The 21,860-nt window shown below is 61.5% G+C and carries 22 protein-coding genes and 1 other RNA gene; 12 read left to right on the top strand and 11 right to left on the bottom strand.

All coding sequences use genetic code 11. From position 1 onward, the window contains the following. Nucleotides 1-6 precede the first annotated feature (6 nt). Nucleotides 7-660, top strand: a complete 654-nt coding sequence (locus CER19_RS12315) for a gamma-glutamylcyclotransferase (RefSeq protein ID WP_014720416.1) — start codon at nucleotides 7-9, stop codon at nucleotides 658-660. On the opposite strand, the gene glpT is transcribed toward CER19_RS12315, so the two are convergent. Both glpT and CER19_RS12325 read right to left on the bottom strand, forming a co-directional pair. After that, entirely contained in the window at nucleotides 657-1,994 is a 1,338-nt protein-coding gene (gene glpT, locus CER19_RS12320) for a glycerol-3-phosphate transporter (protein ID WP_032894604.1), read from the bottom strand. The genes CER19_RS12315 and glpT overlap by 4 nt on opposite strands. A gap of 291 nt (nucleotides 1,995-2,285) precedes the next feature. Next, entirely contained in the window at nucleotides 2,286-3,263 is a 978-nt protein-coding gene (locus CER19_RS12325) for an NADPH:quinone oxidoreductase family protein (RefSeq protein ID WP_116666618.1), read from the bottom strand. Between the two features lie 150 nt (nucleotides 3,264-3,413). Here CER19_RS12325 and CER19_RS12330 point away from each other — a divergent pair, with 150 nt between their 5' ends. After that, nucleotides 3,414-3,821, top strand: a complete 408-nt coding sequence (locus CER19_RS12330; RefSeq protein ID WP_005792398.1) for a flagellar basal body-associated protein FliL — start codon at nucleotides 3,414-3,416, stop codon at nucleotides 3,819-3,821. Nucleotides 3,822-3,862: 41 nt separating this feature from the next. Here CER19_RS12330 and CER19_RS12335 read toward each other — a convergent pair whose 3' ends face one another. The 4 genes from CER19_RS12335 to CER19_RS12350 form a co-directional block, all read right to left on the bottom strand. Beyond that, the gene (locus CER19_RS12335; protein ID WP_116666619.1) at nucleotides 3,863-4,981 is read right to left on the bottom strand and encodes an ABC transporter permease; all 1,119 of its coding nucleotides are present in this window, start codon (nucleotides 4,979-4,981) and stop codon (nucleotides 3,863-3,865) included. After that, nucleotides 4,981-7,698: a ribosome-associated ATPase/putative transporter RbbA gene (gene rbbA / locus CER19_RS12340; RefSeq protein WP_116666620.1), complete on the bottom strand. Its 2,718-nt coding sequence runs from the start codon at nucleotides 7,696-7,698 to the stop codon at nucleotides 4,981-4,983. Before rbbA ends, CER19_RS12335 begins: the two co-directional genes overlap by 1 nt. After that, nucleotides 7,695-8,660, bottom strand: a complete 966-nt coding sequence (locus CER19_RS12345; RefSeq protein WP_116666621.1) for an HlyD family secretion protein — start codon at nucleotides 8,658-8,660, stop codon at nucleotides 7,695-7,697. The genes rbbA and CER19_RS12345 overlap by 4 nt, the downstream gene beginning before the upstream one ends. Nucleotides 8,661-8,728: 68 nt before the next feature. Beyond that, complete coding sequence (locus CER19_RS12350) at nucleotides 8,729-9,178, bottom strand: EVE domain-containing protein (protein ID WP_116666622.1); 450 nt, start codon at nucleotides 9,176-9,178, stop codon at nucleotides 8,729-8,731. Between the two features lie 195 nt (nucleotides 9,179-9,373). Between CER19_RS12350 and CER19_RS28770 the strand changes: the two genes are divergently transcribed. Next, a complete protein-coding gene (locus tag CER19_RS28770; RefSeq protein ID WP_165861623.1) occupies nucleotides 9,374-9,523 on the top strand; it encodes a hypothetical protein in 150 nt (49 codons plus the stop codon). A 9-nt stretch (nucleotides 9,524-9,532) separates the two neighbouring features. On the opposite strand, the gene CER19_RS12355 is transcribed toward CER19_RS28770, so the two are convergent. The 4 genes from CER19_RS12355 to CER19_RS12370 all read right to left on the bottom strand — a co-directional run bounded on the left by CER19_RS12355 (nucleotide 9,533) and on the right by CER19_RS12370 (nucleotide 10,955). Beyond that, nucleotides 9,533-10,165, bottom strand: coding sequence for a 5-formyltetrahydrofolate cyclo-ligase (locus tag CER19_RS12355; protein ID WP_116666623.1), 633 nt, complete (start codon nucleotides 10,163-10,165; stop codon nucleotides 9,533-9,535). Nucleotides 10,166-10,222: 57 nt separating this feature from the next. Beyond that, nucleotides 10,223-10,401, bottom strand: a non-coding RNA gene (gene ssrS / locus CER19_RS12360) — 6S RNA. Nucleotides 10,402-10,431: 30 nt separating this feature from the next. Continuing rightward, nucleotides 10,432-10,749, bottom strand: a complete 318-nt coding sequence (locus tag CER19_RS12365) for a cell division protein ZapA (RefSeq protein ID WP_014720410.1) — start codon at nucleotides 10,747-10,749, stop codon at nucleotides 10,432-10,434. Continuing rightward, the gene (locus CER19_RS12370; RefSeq protein ID WP_003177365.1) at nucleotides 10,746-10,955 is read right to left on the bottom strand and encodes a TIGR02449 family protein; all 210 of its coding nucleotides are present in this window, start codon (nucleotides 10,953-10,955) and stop codon (nucleotides 10,746-10,748) included. Before CER19_RS12370 ends, CER19_RS12365 begins: the two co-directional genes overlap by 4 nt. A 138-nt stretch (nucleotides 10,956-11,093) precedes the next feature. Between CER19_RS12370 and CER19_RS12375 the strand changes: the two genes are divergently transcribed. The 9 genes from CER19_RS12375 to gcvH all read left to right on the top strand — a co-directional run bounded on the left by CER19_RS12375 (nucleotide 11,094) and on the right by gcvH (nucleotide 20,549). Continuing rightward, the gene (locus tag CER19_RS12375; RefSeq protein ID WP_056783168.1) at nucleotides 11,094-11,651 is read left to right on the top strand and encodes a YecA family protein; all 558 of its coding nucleotides are present in this window, start codon (nucleotides 11,094-11,096) and stop codon (nucleotides 11,649-11,651) included. 20 nt (nucleotides 11,652-11,671) lie between these two features. Next, nucleotides 11,672-12,994, top strand: a complete 1,323-nt coding sequence (gene pepP, locus CER19_RS12380; RefSeq protein ID WP_116666624.1) for a Xaa-Pro aminopeptidase — start codon at nucleotides 11,672-11,674, stop codon at nucleotides 12,992-12,994. Beyond that, entirely contained in the window at nucleotides 12,991-14,178 is a 1,188-nt protein-coding gene (ubiH, locus tag CER19_RS12385) for a 2-octaprenyl-6-methoxyphenyl hydroxylase (RefSeq protein WP_089041506.1), read from the top strand. Before pepP ends, ubiH begins: the two co-directional genes overlap by 4 nt. Further along, nucleotides 14,171-14,656, top strand: a complete 486-nt coding sequence (locus tag CER19_RS12390; RefSeq protein WP_116666625.1) for a DUF4442 domain-containing protein — start codon at nucleotides 14,171-14,173, stop codon at nucleotides 14,654-14,656. Before ubiH ends, CER19_RS12390 begins: the two co-directional genes overlap by 8 nt. 8 nt (nucleotides 14,657-14,664) lie before the next feature. Then, nucleotides 14,665-15,882, top strand: a complete 1,218-nt coding sequence (locus CER19_RS12395; protein ID WP_165861624.1) for a 2-octaprenyl-3-methyl-6-methoxy-1,4-benzoquinol hydroxylase — start codon at nucleotides 14,665-14,667, stop codon at nucleotides 15,880-15,882. 220 nt (nucleotides 15,883-16,102) lie between these two features. Then, entirely contained in the window at nucleotides 16,103-17,107 is a 1,005-nt protein-coding gene (locus tag CER19_RS12400) for an extracellular solute-binding protein (RefSeq protein ID WP_116666627.1), read from the top strand. Nucleotides 17,108-17,257: 150 nt separating this feature from the next. Beyond that, on the top strand, nucleotides 17,258-18,874 hold the full coding sequence (locus CER19_RS12405) for an iron ABC transporter permease (protein ID WP_116666628.1): 1,617 nt from the start codon (nucleotides 17,258-17,260) through the stop codon (nucleotides 18,872-18,874). A gap of 156 nt (nucleotides 18,875-19,030) precedes the next feature. Continuing rightward, nucleotides 19,031-20,113, top strand: a complete 1,083-nt coding sequence (gene gcvT / locus CER19_RS12410; protein ID WP_116666629.1) for a glycine cleavage system aminomethyltransferase GcvT — start codon at nucleotides 19,031-19,033, stop codon at nucleotides 20,111-20,113. A 52-nt stretch (nucleotides 20,114-20,165) separates the two neighbouring features. Next, entirely contained in the window at nucleotides 20,166-20,549 is a 384-nt protein-coding gene (gene gcvH / locus CER19_RS12415; RefSeq protein WP_116666630.1) for a glycine cleavage system protein GcvH, read from the top strand. A gap of 130 nt (nucleotides 20,550-20,679) precedes the next feature. Here gcvH and CER19_RS12420 read toward each other — a convergent pair whose 3' ends face one another. Further along, entirely contained in the window at nucleotides 20,680-21,822 is a 1,143-nt protein-coding gene (locus CER19_RS12420) for a DegT/DnrJ/EryC1/StrS aminotransferase family protein (RefSeq protein ID WP_116666631.1), read from the bottom strand. Between the last annotated feature and the right edge of the window lie 38 nt (nucleotides 21,823-21,860).

A 21,860-nucleotide genomic window follows, 5' to 3' on the forward strand; every position in this document is an offset into this window, starting at 1 on the left:
TTCGCCATGACCGCCATTGAAACCGATCTTCTGCAATTGGCTTACCCTCCGCGGCTCGATCTGGGGCCGCAACTCACTCACGAACAATTGATGAGCTCGATGCAAGCCACCATGGCTCGGCACAAGGGTGGGCCGGTGTGGCTGTTTGCGTATGGTTCGCTGATCTGGCGCCCTGAATGCTCGTCGACCGAGCGGGTGCGTGCACGGGTTCACGGTTATCACCGTGGCCTGTATTTGTGGTCACACGAGCATCGCGGTACGCCGGAGCTGCCGGGGCTGGTGTTTGGGTTGGATCGCGGTGGTTCCTGCAGCGGGTTTGCCTACCGCTTGCCGGAGGACCAGTTGGAGGCCTCGCTTTACGCCCTATGGCAGCGTGAGATGCCTTACCCCTCGTACCGGCCGCACTGGCTCAGTTGCCGATTGGAAGATGGCAGCACCGTGCAGGCGTTGGGGTTTGTTCTGGAGCGGCACTTGCCCAGCTATGCCGGCAACTTGCCCGATATCGTGCTTAATCATGTACTGCAAAGCGCTTGCGGGCGTTACGGTACGACTCGCGATTATGTCGAGCAGACCGTGAACGCCCTGCGTAGCCACGCCATGCCAGATAAAAACCTGGAGGCGCGGCTCAAGCGTTGTGCCAAGGATTGCCTGGGCGGTTAACGCGCCGAGCTGACACTGTTGGTGTGCCACAGCGTAGGGATCAGGAACGCGATCGCCAGTACGCAGGCGCTGATCAGCAGTACAAAGCCGCCGTCCCAGCCGAAATGGTCAACCGTGTAGCCCATGGCGGCACTTGCCGCTACCGAACCGCCCAGGTAACCGAACAAACCGGTGAAGCCCGCTGCGGTGCCGGCGGCCTTCTTCGGAGCCAGTTCCAGTGCCTGCAGGCCGATCAGCATCACCGGGCCGTAGATCAGGAAGCCGATGGAGAACAGCGCAATCATGTCGATCATCGGGTTGCCTGGCGGGTTGAGCCAGTAAACCAGGGTGGCCACTGTCACCAGGGCCATGAACACGATGCCGGTCAGCCCGCGGTTGCCACGGAAGATCTTGTCCGACATCCAGCCGCATAGCAGCGTACCCGGAATACCTGCCCACTCGTAGAAGAAATACGCCCAGGACGACTTGTCGACCGTGAAGTGTTTGGCTTCTTTCAAGTAGGTCGGCGCCCAGTCCAGTACGCCGTAGCGCAGCAGATAGACAAACACGTTGGCGAAGGCGATGTACCACAGCATTTTGTTGCGCAACACGTACTTGACGAAGATTTCCTTGGCGCTGAATTCGTCTTCGTGGCTGGCGTCGTAGCCTTCCGGGTAATCGTTCTTGTACTTCTCGATAGGCGGCAAGCCCACCGATTGCGGGGTGTCACGCATGGTGATGAAGGCGAACGCCGCCACGGCCAGGGCCACGGTGGCCGGCACATAGAACGCGGCGTGCCAGTCGTTGAACCACGCCATGCCCAGCAGGAACAGCGGGCCGATCAGGCCGCCGCCGACGTTGTGCGCCACGTTCCACACGGACACCACGCCGCCGCGTTCTTTCTGCGACCACCAGTGCACCATGGTCCGCCCACTCGGCGGCCAGCCCATGCCCTGGGCCCAGCCGTTGATGAACAGCAAAATGAACATCATGGTCACGCTGGACGTTGCCCAAGGCGCGAAACCGAAAATGAACATCACCCCTGCCGAAACCAGCAGGCCGAAGGGCAGGAAGTAGCGCGGGTTGGAGCGGTCGGACACCAGGCCCATCAGGAATTTGGACAAGCCATAGGCGATCGCGATCGCCGACATCGCCAGGCCCAGTTCACCGCGGGTGTAGCCCTCGTCGATCAGGTAGGGCATGGCCAGGGAGAAGTTTTTACGCAGCAGGTAGTAGCCGGCGTAACCAAAGAAAATACCCGCGAAGATCTGCCAGCGCAGCCGTCGGTAGGTACTGTCTATTTTTTCTTCAGGCAGGGGCGCCTGGTGTGCGGCAGGACGAAAGAAAGCAAACATTCAAGAGCTCCAAATTTCTTGTTTTGACTGCGGATGCGAATGTTACAGTTTCGTTACCGAAAATAGCATCGCCTCTTATCCGCAAACACAGGAAACGAGAGTAAGTGCATGTTCTTTTACGAACATGTCGCTAATAGATAAGTGATGGTCGTGATTAGGTCCCAAGACCACTGAGTAACTACTGTGGGAGCTGGCTTGCCTGCGATGGCGCTTTTTCAGGTTCATCTGTAGCAGCTGACCCACCGCTATCGCAGGCAAGCCAGCTCCCACATGGATTGCATTTCAGGTGTGTTATCGGGTTTGGACAACTATTTTACCCACTGCCTTGCGCTGCCCCAGATCATTGATCGCCTGGGCGGCCTGTTCCAGCGGATACACCTGCGACACCAAAGGCTTGAGCTTGCCCTCGCCATACCAGGTGAACAACTGCTGGAAATTCGCTGCGTTATCCTGCGGCTGGCGCTGGGCAAACGAGCCCCAGAACACGCCGACCACGGCGGCGCCCTTGAGCAATGCCAGGTTCACCGGCAATTCGGGAATGCGCCCGCTGGCAAACCCCACCACCAACAGGCGGCCGTTCCAGGCGATGGCGCGGACGGCCTGGTCAAACAGGTCGCCACCCACCGGGTCGTAAATCACGTCAGCGCCATTGCCATCGGTCAGGCGCTTGACCTCATCCTTGAGGCTGGCTTCGCTGTAGTTGATCAGCTCATCGGCGCCGGCCGCCTTGGCCACTGCGAGCTTGTCGGCGCTGCTGGCGGCGGCAATCACCCGGGCGCCCATGGCCTTGCCGATCTCCACGGCGGCCAGGCCCACGCCGCCGGACGCACCAAGCACCAGCAAGGTCTCGCCAGGTTGCAGGTTGGCGCGTTGTTTCAGCGCGTGCATGGAGGTGCCGTAGGTCATGCTGAAGGCGGCGGCGGTGTTGAAGTCCATGCTCGGCGGAATCGGCAGCACGTTATAGCCGGGCACCGCGACCTGCTCGGCAAAGCTGCCCCAGCCGGTCAACGCCATCACACGGTCACCGACTTTCAGGTGGCTGACTTTCTCACCCACCTCGCTGACTACGCCCGCCGCTTCGCCACCGGGTGAGAACGGAAAGGGCGGCTTGAACTGGTATTTGCCTTCGATGATCAGCGTATCCGGGAAATTCACCCCGGCCGCGTGCACGTCCAGCAGGATTTCGTTCTTTTTGATCGCAGGGCTGGCGATCTCTTCCAGCACCAGGGTTTCGGCGGGGCCGAAGGCTTTGCACAGCACAGCTTTCATCGGACTATTCCTTTTGGCATCGTGGCCGATAAGTGTAGGAGGGTGCGCCCGTGGGTCAACGAGCATACCCGCGCCTGATAAGCCCCCATAAGCTTGTGCTCAGCCTTGCTAGCGTTATGCTACCGGGCAAACGAATTCGAGGAATGAACTGTGAAAGCGTGGATCCTGTTGATGCTGGCCCTGACGTTACCGATGGCCGTCCAGGCCGAAGAAGCCAAGGAAGGCGAGGCGCCGAAAGTCAGCTATATCAGCCTGACCCCGCCGTTTGTGGGCAACTACGGCCTGGATGGCACGGCCAAGCTCAAGGTCTACAAGGCCGATATCGCCCTGCGTGTGACCGGCACCGAAGCAGCCGCGGCGGTCAAAGCCAACGATCCGTTGATCCGCAACCAACTGGTGGCGCTGTTTACCCAGCAGACCAGCGAGGCCATGAGTACGGTCGAAGGCAAGGAAAAGCTGCGTCAGGAAGCCCTGAAACAAACTCAGCAAGTGATGAACGATGAGACGGGTAAACCGATGGTGGAAGATTTGCTCTTCAACAATCTGATCATCCAGTAAAGCCGGCGCTTAGCGCTATTCGCGAGGTCCTGCCAGGCGCCTCAGGAAGCCAGGCTCTTGCGAAACCGCGCCAACGCCACCGCAAAAAATACCAAGCCAATTCCCGTCAGGGCCAGCAAGTCTGGCCACACCACGCTCAACCCCGCATCCCTGAATAGAATTGCGGCACTCAAGCTCACAAAATGCGTCGATGGCGAGCCCTGCATCACCCACTGCAACCATTCGGGCATGCTATCCAGCGGTGTACTGCCGCCAGAGAGCAACAGCATGGGAATGATCACCGGGATCGCCAGCAGGCCGAACTGCGGCGTCGAGCGGGCGAGAGTGGCGAGGAAGATCCCCAACGCAGTACTCGCAAATAAATACAGGGCCGTCACCAACAGGAACAGGCTCAACGACCCGGCCAATGGCACGCCGAGCAAGCCTTTGACCACCAGTTCCAGGGACAGCCACGTACACAACACCACCACCAGCATGTTGCTCCAGATTTTTGCCAGCATGATCTCCAGCGCGGTCAGGGGCAGCACCAGCAGGTGGTCGAGGGTGCCGTGCTCGCGTTCGCGCAGCAGGGCGGTGCCGGTCAGCACGATGGCGAGGATGGTGATGTTGTTGACGATCTGGATCACCGCCAGGAACCAGCCACCTTCCAGGTTGGTATTGAACAACGCCCGAGTGGTCAGCAGGGCCGGAGCTTTGCCGGCAGCGTCGGCCTGGCCGCTGTAGGTCAGCAGTTCGCGTTGGAAAATCCGCCCGATGTAACCCGCGCCCATGAATGCCTGGCTCATTGCCGTGGCATCGATGTTCACCTGCACCCCCGGCTGGCGCCCCGCCAACAGGTCGGCCTGGAAATTCGCCGGTACATTGACGACGAAGGTGTATTGGCCGCTGTCCATGACCCTGTCCAGCTGGTCGTAGGCCAGTGGCGCCGGCGCCTGGAATTCCGGTGGTTGCAGGGCCTCGGCCATTTGCCGCGAGAGCGCGCTGTGATCTTCATCGACAAAGGCCACGCTGGCGTTGTGCACGCCAATCACCGAACCGGCAGCGGGCATGTAGATCGCCACGGTGAAGGCGTAGAACAGAAATAGTAGCAACACGCTGTCGTGGCGCAGGCTGGTGAGTTCCTTGAGCCCCAGGCGCAGGATATGGGCGAGCTTGTGCATCAGGCCTCCTGCTTCTTGAGCATCACCAGGCTCAGCCCGGTAAAACCGACGAAAAATCCGAACAAGGCCAGGCATTGTGGCCACAACTGGCGCAGATCCAGAGCCTTGGTGAAGGTGCCCACCGCAATATCCAGAAAGTGCCCGGCCGGAAACAGCATGCCCATTAGCGCCGCCGCACCTTCCAGGGACGAGCGCGGCACGATCAGCCCGGAAAACTGGATGGTCGGCAGGCTGGTGATGATCATGGTGCCGAGGATCGCCGCGATCTGGGTGCGGGTGAACGCCGAGATCAGCAGGCCCATGCTCGTGGTCGCCAGCACGTACAACAGGCCACCGAAAGCCAGGGTCAGGCCGCTGCCTTTGAACGGCACACCGAACAACCAGCGGTTCATCGCCACCAACAGTGCCAGGTTGACCAGGCTGACGACCAGATAGGGCGCCTGTTTACCCAACAGGAACTCCAGGCGCGTCAGTGGTGTGGCATAGAAGTTGGTGATCGACCCCAGCTCCTTCTCGCGCACAATGCCGAGGGCGGTGAGCATGGCCGGAATGAACGCCAGGATCAGCGCCATCACGCCAGGGCCAATGGCATTCACGCTGACCACGTCTTGGTTGTAGCGAAAGCGTGTTTCAAGCTTGACGGCGGCCCGGTTGTTCAAGGGTAAGCTACTGAGTTCAGCCAGTTGCGCAAGGTTGCCCTGGTGCACGGCCTCCACGTAATTGCGGCTGGTTTCAGCGCGAAACGGCATGCCGCCGTCGAGCCAGGCCGCGACGGTGGGCTGGCGGCCGGCGTAGAGGTCCCGGCCAAAGCCGGGTGGGATCTCCATGGCCAGCTTGATTTCCGAACGTTGCAGGCGCCGGTGCAATTCGTTGGCGTCGCGAATGGGTGCTTGCTCGGCGAAATAGCGCGAACTGCGAAATGCCTCTAGATAGGCGCGGCTTTGCGGGGTCTGGTCCTGGTCGTAGACGGCGAAGGCGAGGTTTTCCACGTCCAGGGAAATGCCGTAGCCGAAGATCACCATCATGAACATCGCCCCGAGCAAGGCGAAGGCCATGCGTACCTTGTCGCGCAGCAGCTCCTTGCCTTCGCGGCTGGCCACGGCTAACCACCGCGCCAAGCTGAAGCCGTGTTTGCTCGCGGGCGGCGCGTGGGCATCGTTGACGGTTGCACGGGGCGCGCTGGGTTCGGGTTCGCCCTGGGCCTGCTCCAGGCAGGTGACGAAAGCCGCCTCCAGGGTATCGCCGTGGAACTGCTGTTGCAGCGCCTCGGGCGTGTCGCAGGCCAACACCTTGCCGGCATGCATCAAGGAGATGCGGTCGCAGCGCTGGGCTTCGTTCATAAAGTGGGTGGACAGGAAGATGGTCACGCCTTGTTGCCGCGACAACTCGATCAGCAACCGCCAGAAATCATCCCGCGCCGCCGGGTCGACACCCGAGGTGGGCTCATCGAGGATCAGCACTTCCGGGCGATGCAGCACCGCCACTGCCAAGGACAAACGCTGGCGCAGGCCAAGGGGTAACTCGCCGGAGGGCTGTTCGGCCACTTCACCCAGGTCGAAACGTTGGATCAGTTCATCAATGCGCGGACCGCTGTCGGCCTTGGGCAAGTCGAACAGTTGCGCATGCAGCACCAGGTTCTGGCGCACGCTCAGTTCGCCATACAGCGAGAAGCTCTGCGACATGAAACCTACGCGCTTGCGGGTCGCCAGGTCCTTGGCGTCCACGGGCTTGCCCAGCAGGATTGCACTGCCCTCGGTGGCCGGCATCAGCCCGGTCAGGACTTTCATGGTGGTGGTCTTGCCGCAGCCGTTGGAACCGAGGAAGCCGAAGATCTCGCCGCGGCCAATGGCAAAGCTGACGTTGTTCACCGCGGTGAAATCGCCAAAGCGCAGGGTCAGGTCGTGGGCTTGGATAGCGATATCGGCGTTGCCGCCTGTGCGCGGTGGAATTACCAGCGGCTGGCTGTCGTGAGCACTGTCGCCCTGGAAGTGCGTGAAGGCCTCATCCAGTTTGCCGCTGGGCGTTATCGCCGCCAGTTCGCGGCTCAGTCCATCGGCGATCAACCTGCCACGGTCGAGCATCAAGCAATGCTCGAATTGCTCGGCCTCTTCCATGTAGGCGGTGGCCACCAGCAGTGTCAGTTGCGGGCGCTCACTGCGTACGCTATCTACCAGCTCCCAGAAACGCCGGCGGGACAGCGGGTCGACGCCGGTGGTGGGCTCGTCGAGGATCAACAGGTCCGGATCATGGATCAGCGCGCAGCACAGGCCGAGCTTCTGTTTCATCCCGCCAGAGAGCTTGCCTGCCGGGCGCTCGGCAAAGCGTGCGAGGTCGGTGGCGAGCAGCAGGTTGTGCATGCGCTGGTCGCAATCGGCTTTCGACAGGCCGAACAAGGTGGCGAAGAAACGGATGTTCTCGCTGATGGACAGCTCGGGGTACAGATTGCCGCCCAGGCCCTGGGGCATAAAGGCAATGCGCGCGTACAAGCTATTGCGGTGGCGACGGTCTTGGATGGAACCGCCGAGCACCTGCAACTGGCCCTCCTGCAGCTTTTTAACCCCGGCGATCAGACCCAGCAGGCTCGACTTGCCGGCGCCGTCCGGACCTATCAATCCGCAGCGGGTACCGGCTGGCAAGCTGAAGGCAATGTCGAGCAGTGCCTGTTGCTTGCCGTAGCGGTGGTTGATCCCCGTGGCGTGCAGCGCCAGGCCGCTCATTGCAGGTTGGCCGGCCAGTCGACATCGGCCGTGCGTACATAGCCCGCGCCGGGCATGCCCGGTTTGGCTTGTGGCACGGTGCTGGGCTGAGTCAGGCGCAATTTGACGCGGAACACCAGTTTCTGTCGCTCATCGCGGGTTTCGACTTCCTTGGGAGTGAACTGGGATTTGGCCGCGACAAAACTGATTTTGGCCGCAAGCGCTTGCTGGGGCAGGGCGTCGAGCAGGATGCGTGCTTCACTGCCGACGGTCAGGCGGCCGGTGACGGAGGCGGGCAGGTAGAGATTCATGTACTGGTCATTGGGGTCAATCAGCAGCAACACGCGCCCACCCGCGCCGAGCACTTCGCCCGGCTCGGCCAAGCGCAATTGGATGATGCCGTCGATGGGCGCACGCAGGCTGCTGTCGTCGATTTCGCTGGTGAGTTGGGCTACCTGGGCCTGGGCTGCGCCGATGGCGGCCTTCACCGCGTTGACCTGGGCTTGGGCGGCGATCACTGCCGCGTTGCCAGTATTCTGGCGAGCTTGCTGCTGGTCGATCAATTGGCTGCTGGCGAAGCCGCGCCGGTACAGCTCTTGGGTGCGCTTGAGTTCCTGGCTGGCCAGCAGTTGCTCGCTTTGGCGCAACTGCACTTTGGCTTCAGCAGAGGCGAAGTTTTCCTTGGCGCGTAACACCTCTGCTTCGGCCTGGGCGCGCTGGGCTTGCAGGGTGCGGGTGTCCATGCGTGCCAGCAACTGGCCCTTGAGCACTTTGTCGCCTTCATCCACGTGCACTTCGGCCAGGCGCCCGGGGATCTTGGCGGCGATTTGCACTTCGGTGGACTCCAGGCGCCCATTGCCCATGCTCAAGCCCTCGGGCAGGCGGTCCTGGGTCGAACGCCAGTAGCCAAAGGCCCCCGCCCCCAGCAAGAGGACGATCAGGGCGATGGCGAACAGACGGGACGTATGGTGGTTCGTAGACATGGCTGCATCCTGCGGCGTTAGCGTCCAGTGTGATGGGTTTGGCCCGTGAGGGTCTTGATATCGGTCAGTTAAAGCAGCTGAAGGATGGCCGCCCATTGTTCAGGCGTGACCGCCATGACCGAAAGCCGGCTGCCTTTCTGCACCAGCGGCATTTCGGCAAGAGCGGTTTGCTGCTTTAGATAGCCCAGGCCCAGCACCTTGGGGAAGGTGTTGACGTGGCCCACGGTGATGGCACTCCACGGATTTTTCTCCGCACTGGCCTTGGCGTCGAAGTAGTGGCTGTCCGGTTCCAGCGCTGTAGGATCCGGGTAGGCGGCCTCGACGATTTTGCCGATGCCGGCAATCCCTGGCTCCGGACAGCTGGAGTGATAGAAGAAAAACTCATCGCCCACCGCCATGGCACGCAGAAAGTTGCGCGCCTGATAGTTGCGAACCCCATCCCAGCGGGCTTCGCCGAGCTTTTCCAGGCCGTTGATGGAGAGTTCGTCGGGCTCGGATTTCATCAGCCAGTAGGCCATTGTTGGGCTCCTGAAAAAGGCATTGGGTAAGTTGTCGGGCAATTGCATGACAAACCGACAGTCGGTTGGCGTCAAGGTTTGCGTGTTGGTTCACGTTACCGCAGAATGCGCGCTTTTAAGCTTGAAGCAGCTGCAACGGACTACTTTGGAACGTTGTTGTCATCGTGTACGAGGTGCCTGAAAGGGGGGCAATCGATGCAACGTAAGCCGGATTTACTATGGATTTTGGTTATTTTGTTTGGTCTGGGCGTCGTGACCACCGGTTATGCCCAGAGCCTGTGGTCGAACAAGACCGATGCACCGGTTGAACTGGCTCAGCAGCAGTCACAACCGTTCAAGCGTTAACTCAAGCATTCACCAAGGCGCCGCTGTTTCCAGCGGCGTTTGTGCGACATACCACTGCTTATCAGTCACCGTCCCCGCCAACGGCACATCCCAGCTTGCCTGCGCCAGGCGTTCGACTTTCTGGCATTCATGGGCCAGCCCCAGCAGTGTTGGCTTGCGCCAGCTCTGGCGGCGGGCAAGATAGGCCAAGCTGCGGTCGTAGAACCCGCCGCCCATGCCCAGGCGCCCACCCACATCATCGAACCCCACCAACGGCAACAACACCAAGTCCAGCGCCCAGACTTGGCGTTGGTGATGGGCATTTACCCGTGGTTCAAGGATGCGAAAGCGGTTTGGCAGCAACTTATCCCCAGGGCGTACGCGCTGGAACACCATCTTGGTGCGCGGCCAGGCGCTGAGCACCGGCAGGTAAGTGGCTTTGCCGCGACGCTGGGCCGCACGCAGCAGCAGGCGCGGATCGATTTCACCGTCCGTGGGCAGATACAAAGAGATATGTTTGGCCCGGCGAAACAGCGGGTGCTGTGCCAGTTGCCGGTACAGACCCTGAGCGGCCTGGCGCTGCTCGCTTGGCGTGAGGGCGCGGCGGGCCTTGCGCAACATGCGTCGAAGTTGCGGACGAGATAGCGGCGCAGGTTCGGTCATGATTTTGGGCTCATAAAACAATGCCAGTCCGGGGACTGGCATTGAGTTTGGGAATTCAGGCTCCCCGACAGAGCCGCTGTCGACTTAGCCCTTGAACCCGAAAGTTCAAGGTGGAAGAAGCAGTAGGCTTTAAGGCTTTCCGTCTAGCGGACATGCACACCAGCCCAACGTGCAACTTCCAGGGTAGTGCGAATCGGCTCAGGGACATCGCCGACTGGCAAACACGCCAGGGAGTGGGGCGAGTATACCTTAAACCCGCTCGGCAATCAGCCCTTGGGTGTGTCTGAATCGGTGGAAAGCACCAGGTCCACGCGGTCGAGCAAGTCACGCACCTGCTCGCGCGTCGAGCCGCTGGCCTGTACGTCAGGGCGCTCCTGCTTATGCAGCAGGTCATGGGTGATATTCAGCGCGGCCATCACGGCGATGCGGTCGGCGCCGATCACTTTGCCGCTGCTGCGGATTTCGCGCATCTTGCCGTCCAGGTAGCGGGCAGCGCTCACCAGGTTGCTGCGTTCTTCCTGGGGGCAGATGATCGAATATTCTTTGTCGAGGATCTGCACGGTAACGCTATTGCTTGAACTCATGAGTCTTGCTCCAGGGCCTTCAGGCGCGAAATCATCGATTCGACCTTACGCCGGGCGATTTCGTTTTTTTCAATGAGGTGAGCGCGTTCCTCGCGCCAGGTCTTTTCCTGAGCTAATAGGAGTCCGTTTTGACTCTTAAGTTGCTCGACCCGATCAATTAGCAGTTCGAGTCTGGCCATCAGCGCTTGCAGGTCGGTGTCTTCCATTGGGTTCCACTGGATTTGTCTGATGAATGGCAACTGCAGGATAAACGATCTGACGCCCTCGATAGTCTTGGTGCGTCTGCCGGTGCTAGGATACAGCGCTCCATTCTAGACATTGCGCCGTCTGGCGCCTAGCTCACCATGCCCATTCAGAACTCCCCGTACGATGCTTTTTCCAAACTGCTGAGCACCAGCGGCCATCCATGCTCGCCTGCTGAACTGCACGGCGTGCTGTTGGGCCGCAGTTGCACCGGTGTCGGCTTTGATGCCGACAACTGGCTGGCCGATGTGGCCGAGCTGCTGGAAACCGAACCCACCGACAATGTGCGCAACGCATTGATCGGCCTGCAAGAAATGGTCAAGGGCGAGCTGACCGGTGATGACGTCACCGTGGTCCTGCTGCTGCCCACCGACGACGCCCCGCTGGCTGACCGCGCTGCCGCGCTGGGCCAATGGTGCCAGGGTTTCCTCCACGGTTTCGGCGTGAATGCCGGCGGCCTGGAGCTGAGCACCGACGCCAAGGAAGTGCTGCAGGACCTGGCGGCCATCTCCCAGGTGCAAGATGCCCTGGAAGAATCCGAAGACGGTGAAGGCGACTACATGGAAGTCATGGAATACCTGCGCGTCGCGCCGCTGCTGCTGTTCACCGAGACCCGCAAGTCCGCTGAGCCCGCCGCGCCCAAGCCGTCGTTGCACTGAGAAAGGACACCCATCTGCCCATGATCCATATCCCCAAAGCGGAATACACCCGGCGCCGCAAAGCGCTCATGGCGCAGATGGAACCCAACAGCATCGCGATCCTGCCGGCCGCCGCAGTGGCCATCCGCAACCGCGATGTCGAGCATGTCTACCGCCAGGACAGCGATTTCCAGTACCTGAGCGGTTTCCCCGAACCCGAAGCGGTGATCGTGCTGATGCCCGGTCGCCAGCACGGCGAGTACGTGCTGTTCTGCCGCGAGCGCAATGCCGAGCGCGAATTGTGGGACGGCCTGCGTGCCGGCACCGAAGGCGCGATTCGCGACTTTGGCGCGGATGACGCCTTCCCCATTACCGATATCGACGACATCCTGCCCGGCCTCATCGAAGGCCGCGACCGCGTGTACTCGGCCATGGGCAGCAATGCCGAGTTCGACCGGCATGTGATGGAGTGGATCAACGTGATCCGTTCCAAAGCACACCTGGGCGCCCAGCCGCCGAACGAATTCGTTGCCCTGGATCATTTGCTCCACGATATGCGTCTGTATAAATCGGCGGCAGAAGTGAGGGTGATGCGCGAGGCGGCGCGAATTTCCTGTGCGGCCCATGTGCGGGCGATGCAGGCCAGCCGTGCCGGCCTGCGTGAGTTCAGCCTGGAAGCCGAGCTGGATTACGAGTTTCGCAAAGGCGGCGCGAAAATGCCGGCCTATGGCTCCATCGTCGCCGCCGGGCGCAACAGCTGCATCCTGCATTACCAGCAGAATGACGCAGTGCTCAAGGACGGCGACCTGGTGCTGATCGACGCCGGGTGTGAGATTGATTGCTACGCCAGCGACATCACTCGTACCTGGCCCGTCAACGGCACGTTTTCGCCCGAGCAGAAGGCGATCTACGAGATTGTGCTGGCCTCCCAGGAAGCCGCCTTCAAGCAGATCGCGCCGAACAAACATTGGAACCAGGCCCACGAGGCGACCGTGCAGGTCATCACCGCCGGCCTGGTGAAGCTGGGGTTGTTGCAAGGTGACGTTGACGAACTGATCGCCAACGAAGCCTACCGCGCCTTCTACATGCACCGTGCCGGCCACTGGCTGGGCATGGATGTGCATGATGTGGGCGAGTACAAAGTGGGCGGTGAGTGGCGCGTGCTGGAAGTGGGCATGGCCTTGACCGTGGAGCCGGGTATCTATATTTCCCCGGACAACCAGACTGTGGCAAAGAAATGGCGTGGCATTGGCGTGCGCATCGAGGACGACGTGGTAGTGACCAAGCAAGGCTGTGAAATCCTGACCGGCGGCGTGCCCAAGACCGTTGCCGAGATCGAAGCGTTGATGGCGGCTGCCCGATGAGCCGGGTCAACCTGGCGATTATCGGCGGCGGCCTGGTGGGGGCCAGCCTGGCCCTGGCATTGCAAGCCGGGGCCAAGGCGCGGGGTTGGAAGATCGTGCTGATCGAACCCTTTGCACCGGGCGACAGCTACCAGCCGAGCTACGATGCGCGCTCTTCTGCGCTGTCGTTTGGCGCGCGCCAGATTTACCAGCGTCTGGGCCTGTGGCAAGCCATTTCCCGACGTGCAGAGCCAATCAAGCAGATCCATGTATCGGACCGTGGGCGTTTCTCCACCGCGCGTTTGTCCGCGATGGAGGAGGGCGTGCCAGCCCTGGGTTATGTGGTGGAAAACGCCTGGCTCGGCCAATGCCTTTGGCAAGGCTTGGACAAGGACGTGGTGAGCTGGCGTTGCCCGGCGGAAGTCACCCGCATGGAGCCGCTGCCCGATGGCTATCGCCTGACCCTCAACGATGAAACCGTGCTGGAATGCGACCTTGCGGTACTGGCCGATGGCGGCCGTTCCGGCTTGCGTGAGCAACTGGGCATTGGCGTGAAAACCCGGCCCTACAACCAGAGTGCGCTGATCGCCAACATCACGCCGAGCGAAGCGCACAATGGCGAGGCGTTCGAGCGCTTTACCGATGAAGGCCCCATGGCCTTGCTGCCGCTGCCGGACAACCGTTGCGCGCTGGTCTGGACCCGCATCGGCATGGACGCCCAGCGCCTGGCCAGCCTCGACGAGCGTAGCTTCCTGAGCGAACTGCAGGGTGTATTCGGGTATCGCCTGGGCACCCTCAAGCAAGTGGGGGCCCGTCACCTGTACCCGTTGACCCTGGTGGAAGCCGAAGAGCAAGTGCGCTCGCACCTGGCGGTCCTCGGCAATGCCGCCCACAGCCTGCACCCGATTGCCGGACAGGGGTTCAACCTGTCCCTGCGCGATGCCAATGCCTTGGCCGAAGCCCTGTTGGCCGGGCCTGCTGTGCCGGGTGACCTGGCGACCTTGCAAGGCTATCGCGAGCGCCAGCGCCTGGACCAGCAACTCACCGTAGGCTTCTCCGACCAGGTCACGCGCCTGTTTGGCAGTGCCCAACCGTTGGTGGCGCTGGGCCGCAATATGGGCTTGCTCGGCCTCGACCTGTTACCACCGGCCAAACGCTGGTTCGCCCGTCAGGCCATGGGCCTGGGCACGCGTTCCGATGCGTAAGTGGCTAACCCAGCGCGTGGGCAAGGCACGGCTGTTGCGCTGGTTCCTCACTCTGTACCCGCCGTACCTCGGCGCCGGGGTGCGGGTGCAGGCATTGAGTGCCGATTTTCGGCATGCCAAGGTGCGCATGGGCCTGGGTTGGTACAACCGCAATTACGTCGGTACGCAATTTGGCGGCAGCCTGTATTCGATGGTCGATCCGTTCTACATGTTGCTGTTGATGGAGAACCTGGGCCGCGACTACATCGTGTGGGACAAGGCTGCGAGTATTGACTTCATCTCGCCGGGCAAAGGCCCGGTGTATGCCGAATTCTCCATCGACGACGCTTTGCTCGATGAAATCCGGCGCCAGACTGAAGGTGGCGAGAAATATCTGCCCCACCTCAACGTCGAGATTCATGACGGCTCCGGCACTCTGGTGGCGCGGGTCGACAAAACCCTTTATGTGCGGCGCAAGCCGCCAGCGAGACAGGCTTGAATATGGACATGCGCGCAGATGTGCTGATTGTCGGGGCCGGAATGGTCGGAAGTGCCCTGGCGCTGGCGTTGCAGGGCAGTGGCTTGCAAGTACTGCTGCTCGACGGCAGCCCGTTGAGCGTCAAGCCATTTGAACCGGCTGCGGCGTTTGAACCGCGGGTAAGCGCGTTGTCGGCGGCCAGCCAGCGCATTCTTGAGCGCCTGGGCGTGTGGGACGGCGTCGTAGAGCGGCGTGCCAGCCCCTACGGCGAAATGCAGGTATGGGACGGCAGCGGCACCGGGCAGATCCACTTCTCGGCGGCCAGCGTGCATGCCGAGGTGCTTGGGCATATCGTCGAGAACCGCGTGGTGCAGGATGCCTTGCTCGATCGCCTGCATGACTGCGACCTCGGCCTGCTGGCCAGCGCGCGCCTGGAACAGATGCGCCGTTCCGGCGATGACTGGTTACTGACCCTGGCCGACGGCCGCAAGCTGCGCGCGCCGCTGGTGGTGGCCGCCGACGGTGCCAACTCCGCCGTACGCCGCCTGACCGGTACACCTACCCGCGAATGGGATTACCTGCATAACGCCATCGTCACCAGCGTGCGCAGCAGCCAGCCGCACCAGCGCACCGCGTGGCAACGCTTCACCGACACCGGCCCGCTGGCGTTCCTGCCGCTGGTACGCGATGGGCAGGAAGACTGGTGTTCGATTGTCTGGTCGACCACGCCCGCTGAATCCGAGCGCTTGATGGCGCTGGATGATGAAGGCTTCTGCCGTGAGCTGGAGCGTGCCTTCGAGGGGCGCTTGGGCACTGTGGTTAGTGCCGACCCGCGTGTGTGCGTACCGTTGCGCCAGCGCCATGCCAAACGCTATGTGGCCGAAGGCCTGGCATTGATCGGCGACGCTGCCCACGTCATTCACCCGTTGGCGGGGCAGGGCGTGAACCTGGGCTTCCTCGATGCAGCCGTGCTGGCCGAAGTGCTGCTGGCAGCGACCGAGCGCGGCGAGCGCCTGGCCGATGTGAAAGTGCTAAGCCGTTACGAGCGACGTCGCATGCCTCACAACCTGGCGCTGATGGCGGCGATGGAAGGTTTTGAGCGCTTGTTCCAGGCCGATCAACTGCCGCTGCGCTGGTTGCGTAATGCGGGTTTGAAAATCGTCGACCAGATGCCCGAAGCCAAGGCCGTGTTTGTGCGCCAGGCACTGGGATTGACTGGCGATCTCCCCGAACTCGCCAAACCCTGACGCTGAAATGCGTCCGTTCGGGCTTGTGTGGGAGCGGGCTTGCCCGCGAAAGCGGCGTGTCAGCGGTAGAACTACTGACTGACCCACTGCATTCGCGAGCAAGCCCGCTCCCACAAAGGCGAATAAAAGCACCTGCAACATCTGGTAACGCCTCCACCAAGCGTTACCAAATGTGAGTCCTTATCATTTGCCCTCCATTTGCAAATGAGAGACCGCACCCATGTTGGCACCCAAGCGCCTCCTGACTGCCCTGGCAGTCACCCTGATCGGCAGCACCACCGTGCAGGCGGCCGACGAAGTCGTGGTCTACTCCTCGCGTATCGACGAGCTGATCAAGCCCGTATTCGACGCCTACACCAAAAAGACCGGCGTACAGGTCAAGTTCATCACCGACAAGGAAGCCCCGTTGATGCAACGCATCAAGGCCGAGGGCGAGAACGCTACCGCCGACCTGTTGCTGACCGTTGACGCCGGCAACCTCTGGCAGGCCGAGCAGATGGGCATCCTGCAACCGTTCACCTCTCCTGTCATCGACAAGAACATTCCTCTGCAATATCGCTCATCGGCCCACGCCTGGACCGGTTTGAGCCTGCGTGCGCGAACGATCGCCTATTCCACCGACCGGGTAAAACCGGGCGACCTGACGACCTACGAAGCCCTGGCCGACAAGCAGTGGGAAGGCCGCCTGTGCCTGCGCACGGCGAAAAAAGTCTACAACCAGTCGTTGACCGCCACGTTGATCGAGACCCATGGCGCGGCCAAGACCGAAGAAATCATCAAGGGTTGGGTGAATAACCTGTCCACCGACGTGTTCTCTGATGACATCGCCGTGCTGGAGGCCATCAACGCCGGGCAATGCGACGTGGGTATCGTCAACACCTATTACTACGGTCGCCTGCACAAGCAGAAGCCAGACCTGGCGGTGAAGTTGTTCTGGCCGAACCAGGGCGATCGCGGCGTGCATGTGAACCTCTCCGGCATCGGCCTGACCCAGCACGCACCGCACCCGGAAGCGGCCAAGGCGCTGGTGGAGTGGATGACCACGCCTGAGGCGCAGAAGATCTTCGCCGACGTCAACCAGGAATTCCCGGCCAACCCAGCGGTACCGCCATCGGCGGAAGTGGCGACCTGGGGCAAGTTCGTGGCCGATACCTTGCCAGTGGAAGTGGCGGGCAAGCGCCAGGCCGAAGCGATCCGCCTGATGGATCGCGCTGGCTGGAACTGAAGCTGCGCCGCTCAACTGTGGGAGCTGGCTTGTCCGCGATTGCATCACTTCGGTATCACTGATACACCGAGGTGCTTGTATCGCAGGCAAGCCAGCTCCCACATTGGTTAGTGGCCGCTTCAACATTTTTATTTTTCTGAGAGCTTTTCCTTGGCCCACCCCGCCCAACGTCGCTGGTACCTGCCGGTTTTCAGCGTCGCCGCCCTGGTGCTGTTGCCGCTGAGCGTACTGCTGCTGTCCTGGCAAAGCATCGACCCACAGATCTGGTCGCACCTCTGGGACACTCAGATGCCCCGCTTGCTGGGCAACACCTTGACCCTGGTGCTCGGTGTCGGCCTGGGCGTGACGCTGCTGGGCGTCAGCCTGGCCTGGCTGACCAGCCTGTGCGAGTTCCCCGGGCGGCGCTGGCTCGATTGGGCACTGATGTTGCCCTTTGCAATCCCTGCCTATGTGCTGGCCTTCGTGTTCGTGGGCCTGCTGGATTTTGCCGGGCCGGTGCAAACCCTGCTGCGCGAGTGGTTCGGCACCGGGTTGCGCTTGCCGCGGGTACGCTCTACCAGCGGCGTGGTCATCGTGTTGGTGCTGGTGTTCTATCCCTATGTCTATCTGTTGGCACGCAGCGCGTTTCTGGCCCAGGGCAAAGGCTTGATGGAAGCGGCTCGGGTGCTGGGGCAATCGCCATGGCAAGCGTTCTGGCGCGTGGCATTGCCAATGGCGCGGCCAGCGATTGGTGCCGGTGTGGCCTTGGCGCTGATGGAGACGCTGGCGGATTTTGGCGCGGTCTCGGTGTTCAATTTCGACACCTTCACCACCGCTATCTATAAAACCTGGTACGGCTTTTTCAGTCTGTCCAGTGCCGCGCAACTGGCCAGCCTGTTGCTGCTGGTAGTGATGTTGGTGCTGTATGGCGAGCGACGCGCGCGCGGGGCCAGCCGACCGAGCAATGAGCGCCCGCGGGGCAAGGCGTTGTACCACTTGCGCGGGCTCAAAGCCGTGGCGGCCAGCGCCTGGTGCAGTCTGGTCTTCGCCTGTGCGTTCGTGATTCCGATGCTGCAGCTGGTGGCGTGGTTCTGGCAGCGTGGCCGCTTTGACCTGGATGAGCGTTACACCGGGCTGATCGTGCATACCCTTTACCTGGGCGGGATCGCAGCCCTGATCACGGTCAGCGTGGCGCTGATACTGGCCTTTGCCAATCGTCTGGCGCCGACCCGGGCGATTCGCTCCGGTATCAGCCTGGCCAATGTTGGTTATGCGTTGCCAGGCTCGGTGCTGGCGGTGTCGATCATGTTGGCGTTCAGTTACCTGGACCGCGAGCTGGTGGTGCCGCTCTCCGGCTGGCTGGGCGGGGCGGGCAAGCCTTTGCTGCTGGGCAGCCTGTCGGCATTGGTGCTGGCGTACCTGGTGCGGTTCCTGGCGGTGGCCTACGGGCCGCTGGAAAACAGCCTGGCGCGCATCCGTCCGTCATTGCCCGAAGCGGCACGCAGCCTTGGGGTGAGCGGCCCACGACTGTTTTGCAAAGTGTATCTGCCATTGTTGCTGCCGGGCACGTTGAGCGCAGCGCTGCTGGTGTTTGTGGATGTGCTCAAGGAAATGCCCGCCACCTTGCTGATGCGCCCGTTTGGCTGGGACACCCTGGCGGTCCGCATCTTTGAAATGACCAGTGAAGGCGAATGGGCGCGGGCGTCTTTGCCGGCGCTGACCCTCGTGCTGGTTGGCTTGTTGCCGGTGATCGGGCTGATTCGTCGCTCGGCTCGGCAAATCGGTTAGGTGCCAGTCCTACGGCTTGAGGCTACAATGCGCGGCATTCGGTGCGCTCCGTCTTTCGGATCGACCTGCTGTATGTGGCTGCGGGCCTTGTAATACAAGGTGTTCGGCGCAAGTGGCAGCTCTGCGCGCCTTCGCCAAGCCCGGAAGGAGAAACCCATGGGACAGCGTACGCCTCTGTATGACCTGCATCTCGCCCTCGGCGCGAAAATGGTCGATTTTGGCGGTTGGGATATGCCTTTGCATTACGGCTCGCAAGTTGAAGAGCACCACCAGGTGCGACGCGACTGCGGGGTCTTCGATGTATCTCATATGACCGTAGTCGATGTCACCGGCCCCCAGGCCAAGGAATGGCTCCAGTACCTGCTGGCCAATGACGTCGACCGTCTGCACGGCTGTGGCCGAGCGTTGTACAGCGCCATGCTCAACGAGCAGGGCGGGGTGGTGGACGACATGATCGTCTACCGCACCGAAACCGGTTACCGCTTGGTGGTCAACGCCGCCACCCGCGATCAGGACATGGCCTGGATGCAGGCACAACTGGGCAGCTACTCAGTGCAACTGCATGAGCGGTCAGAGTTGGCCATGCTCGCCATCCAAGGCCCCCACGCCCGGCATAAAATCGCCGAACTGGTGACCCAGTCCCGTGGCGCCCTGATCCATCAGCTCAAACCGTTCGAAGGCCAGGCTGACGGCGACTGGTTTATCGCCCGCACCGGCTATACCGGCGAAGACGGCCTCGAAATCGTGCTGCCGGCCGATCAGGCACCGGGTTTTTTCAATGATCTGGTGGGCGCCGGCATTTCCCCCATCGGTCTCGGTGCGCGCGACACCTTGCGCCTGGAGGCCGGCATGAACCTGTATGGCCAGGATATTCACCAGGCTGTCTCGCCCCTGGCGGCCAACATGGCCTGGAGCATCGCCTGGGAACCTGTCGAGCGTAACTTCATTGGCCGCGCTGCGCTGGAAGCAGAAAAAGCAGCCGGCGTGCAGTTCAAACTGGTCGGGCTCGTCCTTGAAGAGCGTGGTGTGCTGCGTGCTCACCAGGTGGTTCGTATCGCCAATGTTGGCGAAGGAGAGATCACCAGTGGTAGTTTCTCGCCTACGCTAAGCAAATCCATTGCGCTGGCGCGTGTGCCGACGGCGACTGCCGACCGGGCCGAAGTGGAAATCCGCGGCAAGTGGTATCCGGTTCGAGTGGTCAAGCCGACCTTCGTGCGTCATGGCAAAACCTTGATCTAACCAATTCCGGCAGGCCAAAGGCCGCTGACATTTCATCTTGAGGACACAGACTATGAGCAATATCCCTGCCGACCTGAGTTTTGCCGAAAGTCACGAATGGGCCCGTCTGGAAGCTGACGGCACCGTGACCGTCGGGATCTCCGACCATGCACAGGAAGCTTTGGGTGATGTGGTGTTTGTTGAGCTGACCGAAGTGGGCAAGGTGTTTGCCGCTCAAGACCAGGCGGGTGTGGTGGAGTCGGTCAAGGCCGCTTCGGACATCTACTCGCCGATTGCGGGCGAAGTGCTTGCCGTCAACGAGGACTTGAGTGGCAGTCCTGAGCTGTTGAACTCTGACCCGTACGGCGCCTGGATCTTCAAGCTCAAGCCAAGCGACAAGGCCGAGCTGGACAAGCTGCTGGATGCCGACGGCTACAAAGCCGCCATCGGCGAATAAACACCATAGTTGCAACGATACAAATCAATGTGGGAGCTGGCTTGCCTGCGATTGGATCACCCGGGTATCACCGATACACCGAGGTGCCAGCATCGCAGGCAAGCCAGCTCCCACAGTTGATTTGTTGTGATCAGTCTCTTTTCAATACAGCTTTAACCGCTGCTACAGCCCGCTCCACATCCGCCTCTGTCATCGCCGTGAACATCGGCAATGACACGATCAAACGCCCAACACGTTCGGCCACCGGGAACATGCCTTCCTTGAAACCCTGTGCCCGATACAGGCTCAGCAGGTGGATAGGCGGGTAGTGATAGCCGATACCCACGCCGTGGGCCTGCATCTGCTCCATGAACGTCGCACGGGCCGGCAGGCCATCCTGGCGCTCCGGCAACACCAGTTGGAACAGGTGCCAGTTGCTGTTTTCGAAGTCGGCCGGCGGCAGTTGTGCGCCGTACTGCGCTTCGAAATCGCTGCCCAAGCATTTGAAGTAGTGCCGTGCCAGGTTCTGACGATGGGCGGTGATCTTCTCGATGTGCGCAAATTGCCCCAGGCCGATGGCGGCGGCAATGTCGGTCATGTTGAACTTGCCACCCAGCACATCCACATCCAGGCCATCGAAGCCGCTGCGGGTGACGCCCTGCAGGCGGTACTTCTCTGCCAGACGGGCCTCCTCGGCATTATTCAACACCAGGCAGCCGCCTTCGGACGACGTGATGTTCTTGTTCGCCTGGAAGCTGAAGGACACGAAGTCGCCGGTTGCGCCGATGCGTTCTCCATCCCAGCTGGAACCCAGGGCCTGGGCAGCATCTTCGACAATGCGTAGGTTGTACTTGTTGGCCAGCGCGTAGAGCATCGGCATATCCAGGGGCAAGCCGGCCAGGTAGACCGGGATGATCGCCTTGGTGCGCGGAGTAATGGCGGCTTCCACCTGGGCCAGGTCGATATTGCGCGTCACCGGGTCGATGTCGGCGAAGACGGGAGTGGCGCCCACTTCGAGAATCACGTTGGCCGTGGCAACCCAGGAGATTGGAGTGGTGATGACTTCATCCCCAGGCCCGATTCCGGCGATGCGCAAGGCGATCTCCATGGTGCAGGTACCCGAGTTGAAGGTGCGCACCGGACGGCCGCCAAAATACTCCGACAGCTGTGCTTCGAACGCCTGCACCTTTGGCCCGCTGGTGATCCAGCCAGAACGCAGAACATCGCCGACCGCCGAAATGGTGGCTTCATCAATGGTCGGTTTGGAAAACGGCAGAAAGGGCTGTTGGCTCATGACGAAGAAGGCATCCGTTTCAGGTAGGCAATGAAAAA

The sequence above is a fragment of the Pseudomonas sp. GL93 genome (assembly GCF_003408955.1).
GTDB lineage: Bacteria > Pseudomonadota > Gammaproteobacteria > Pseudomonadales > Pseudomonadaceae > Aquipseudomonas > Aquipseudomonas paracarnis.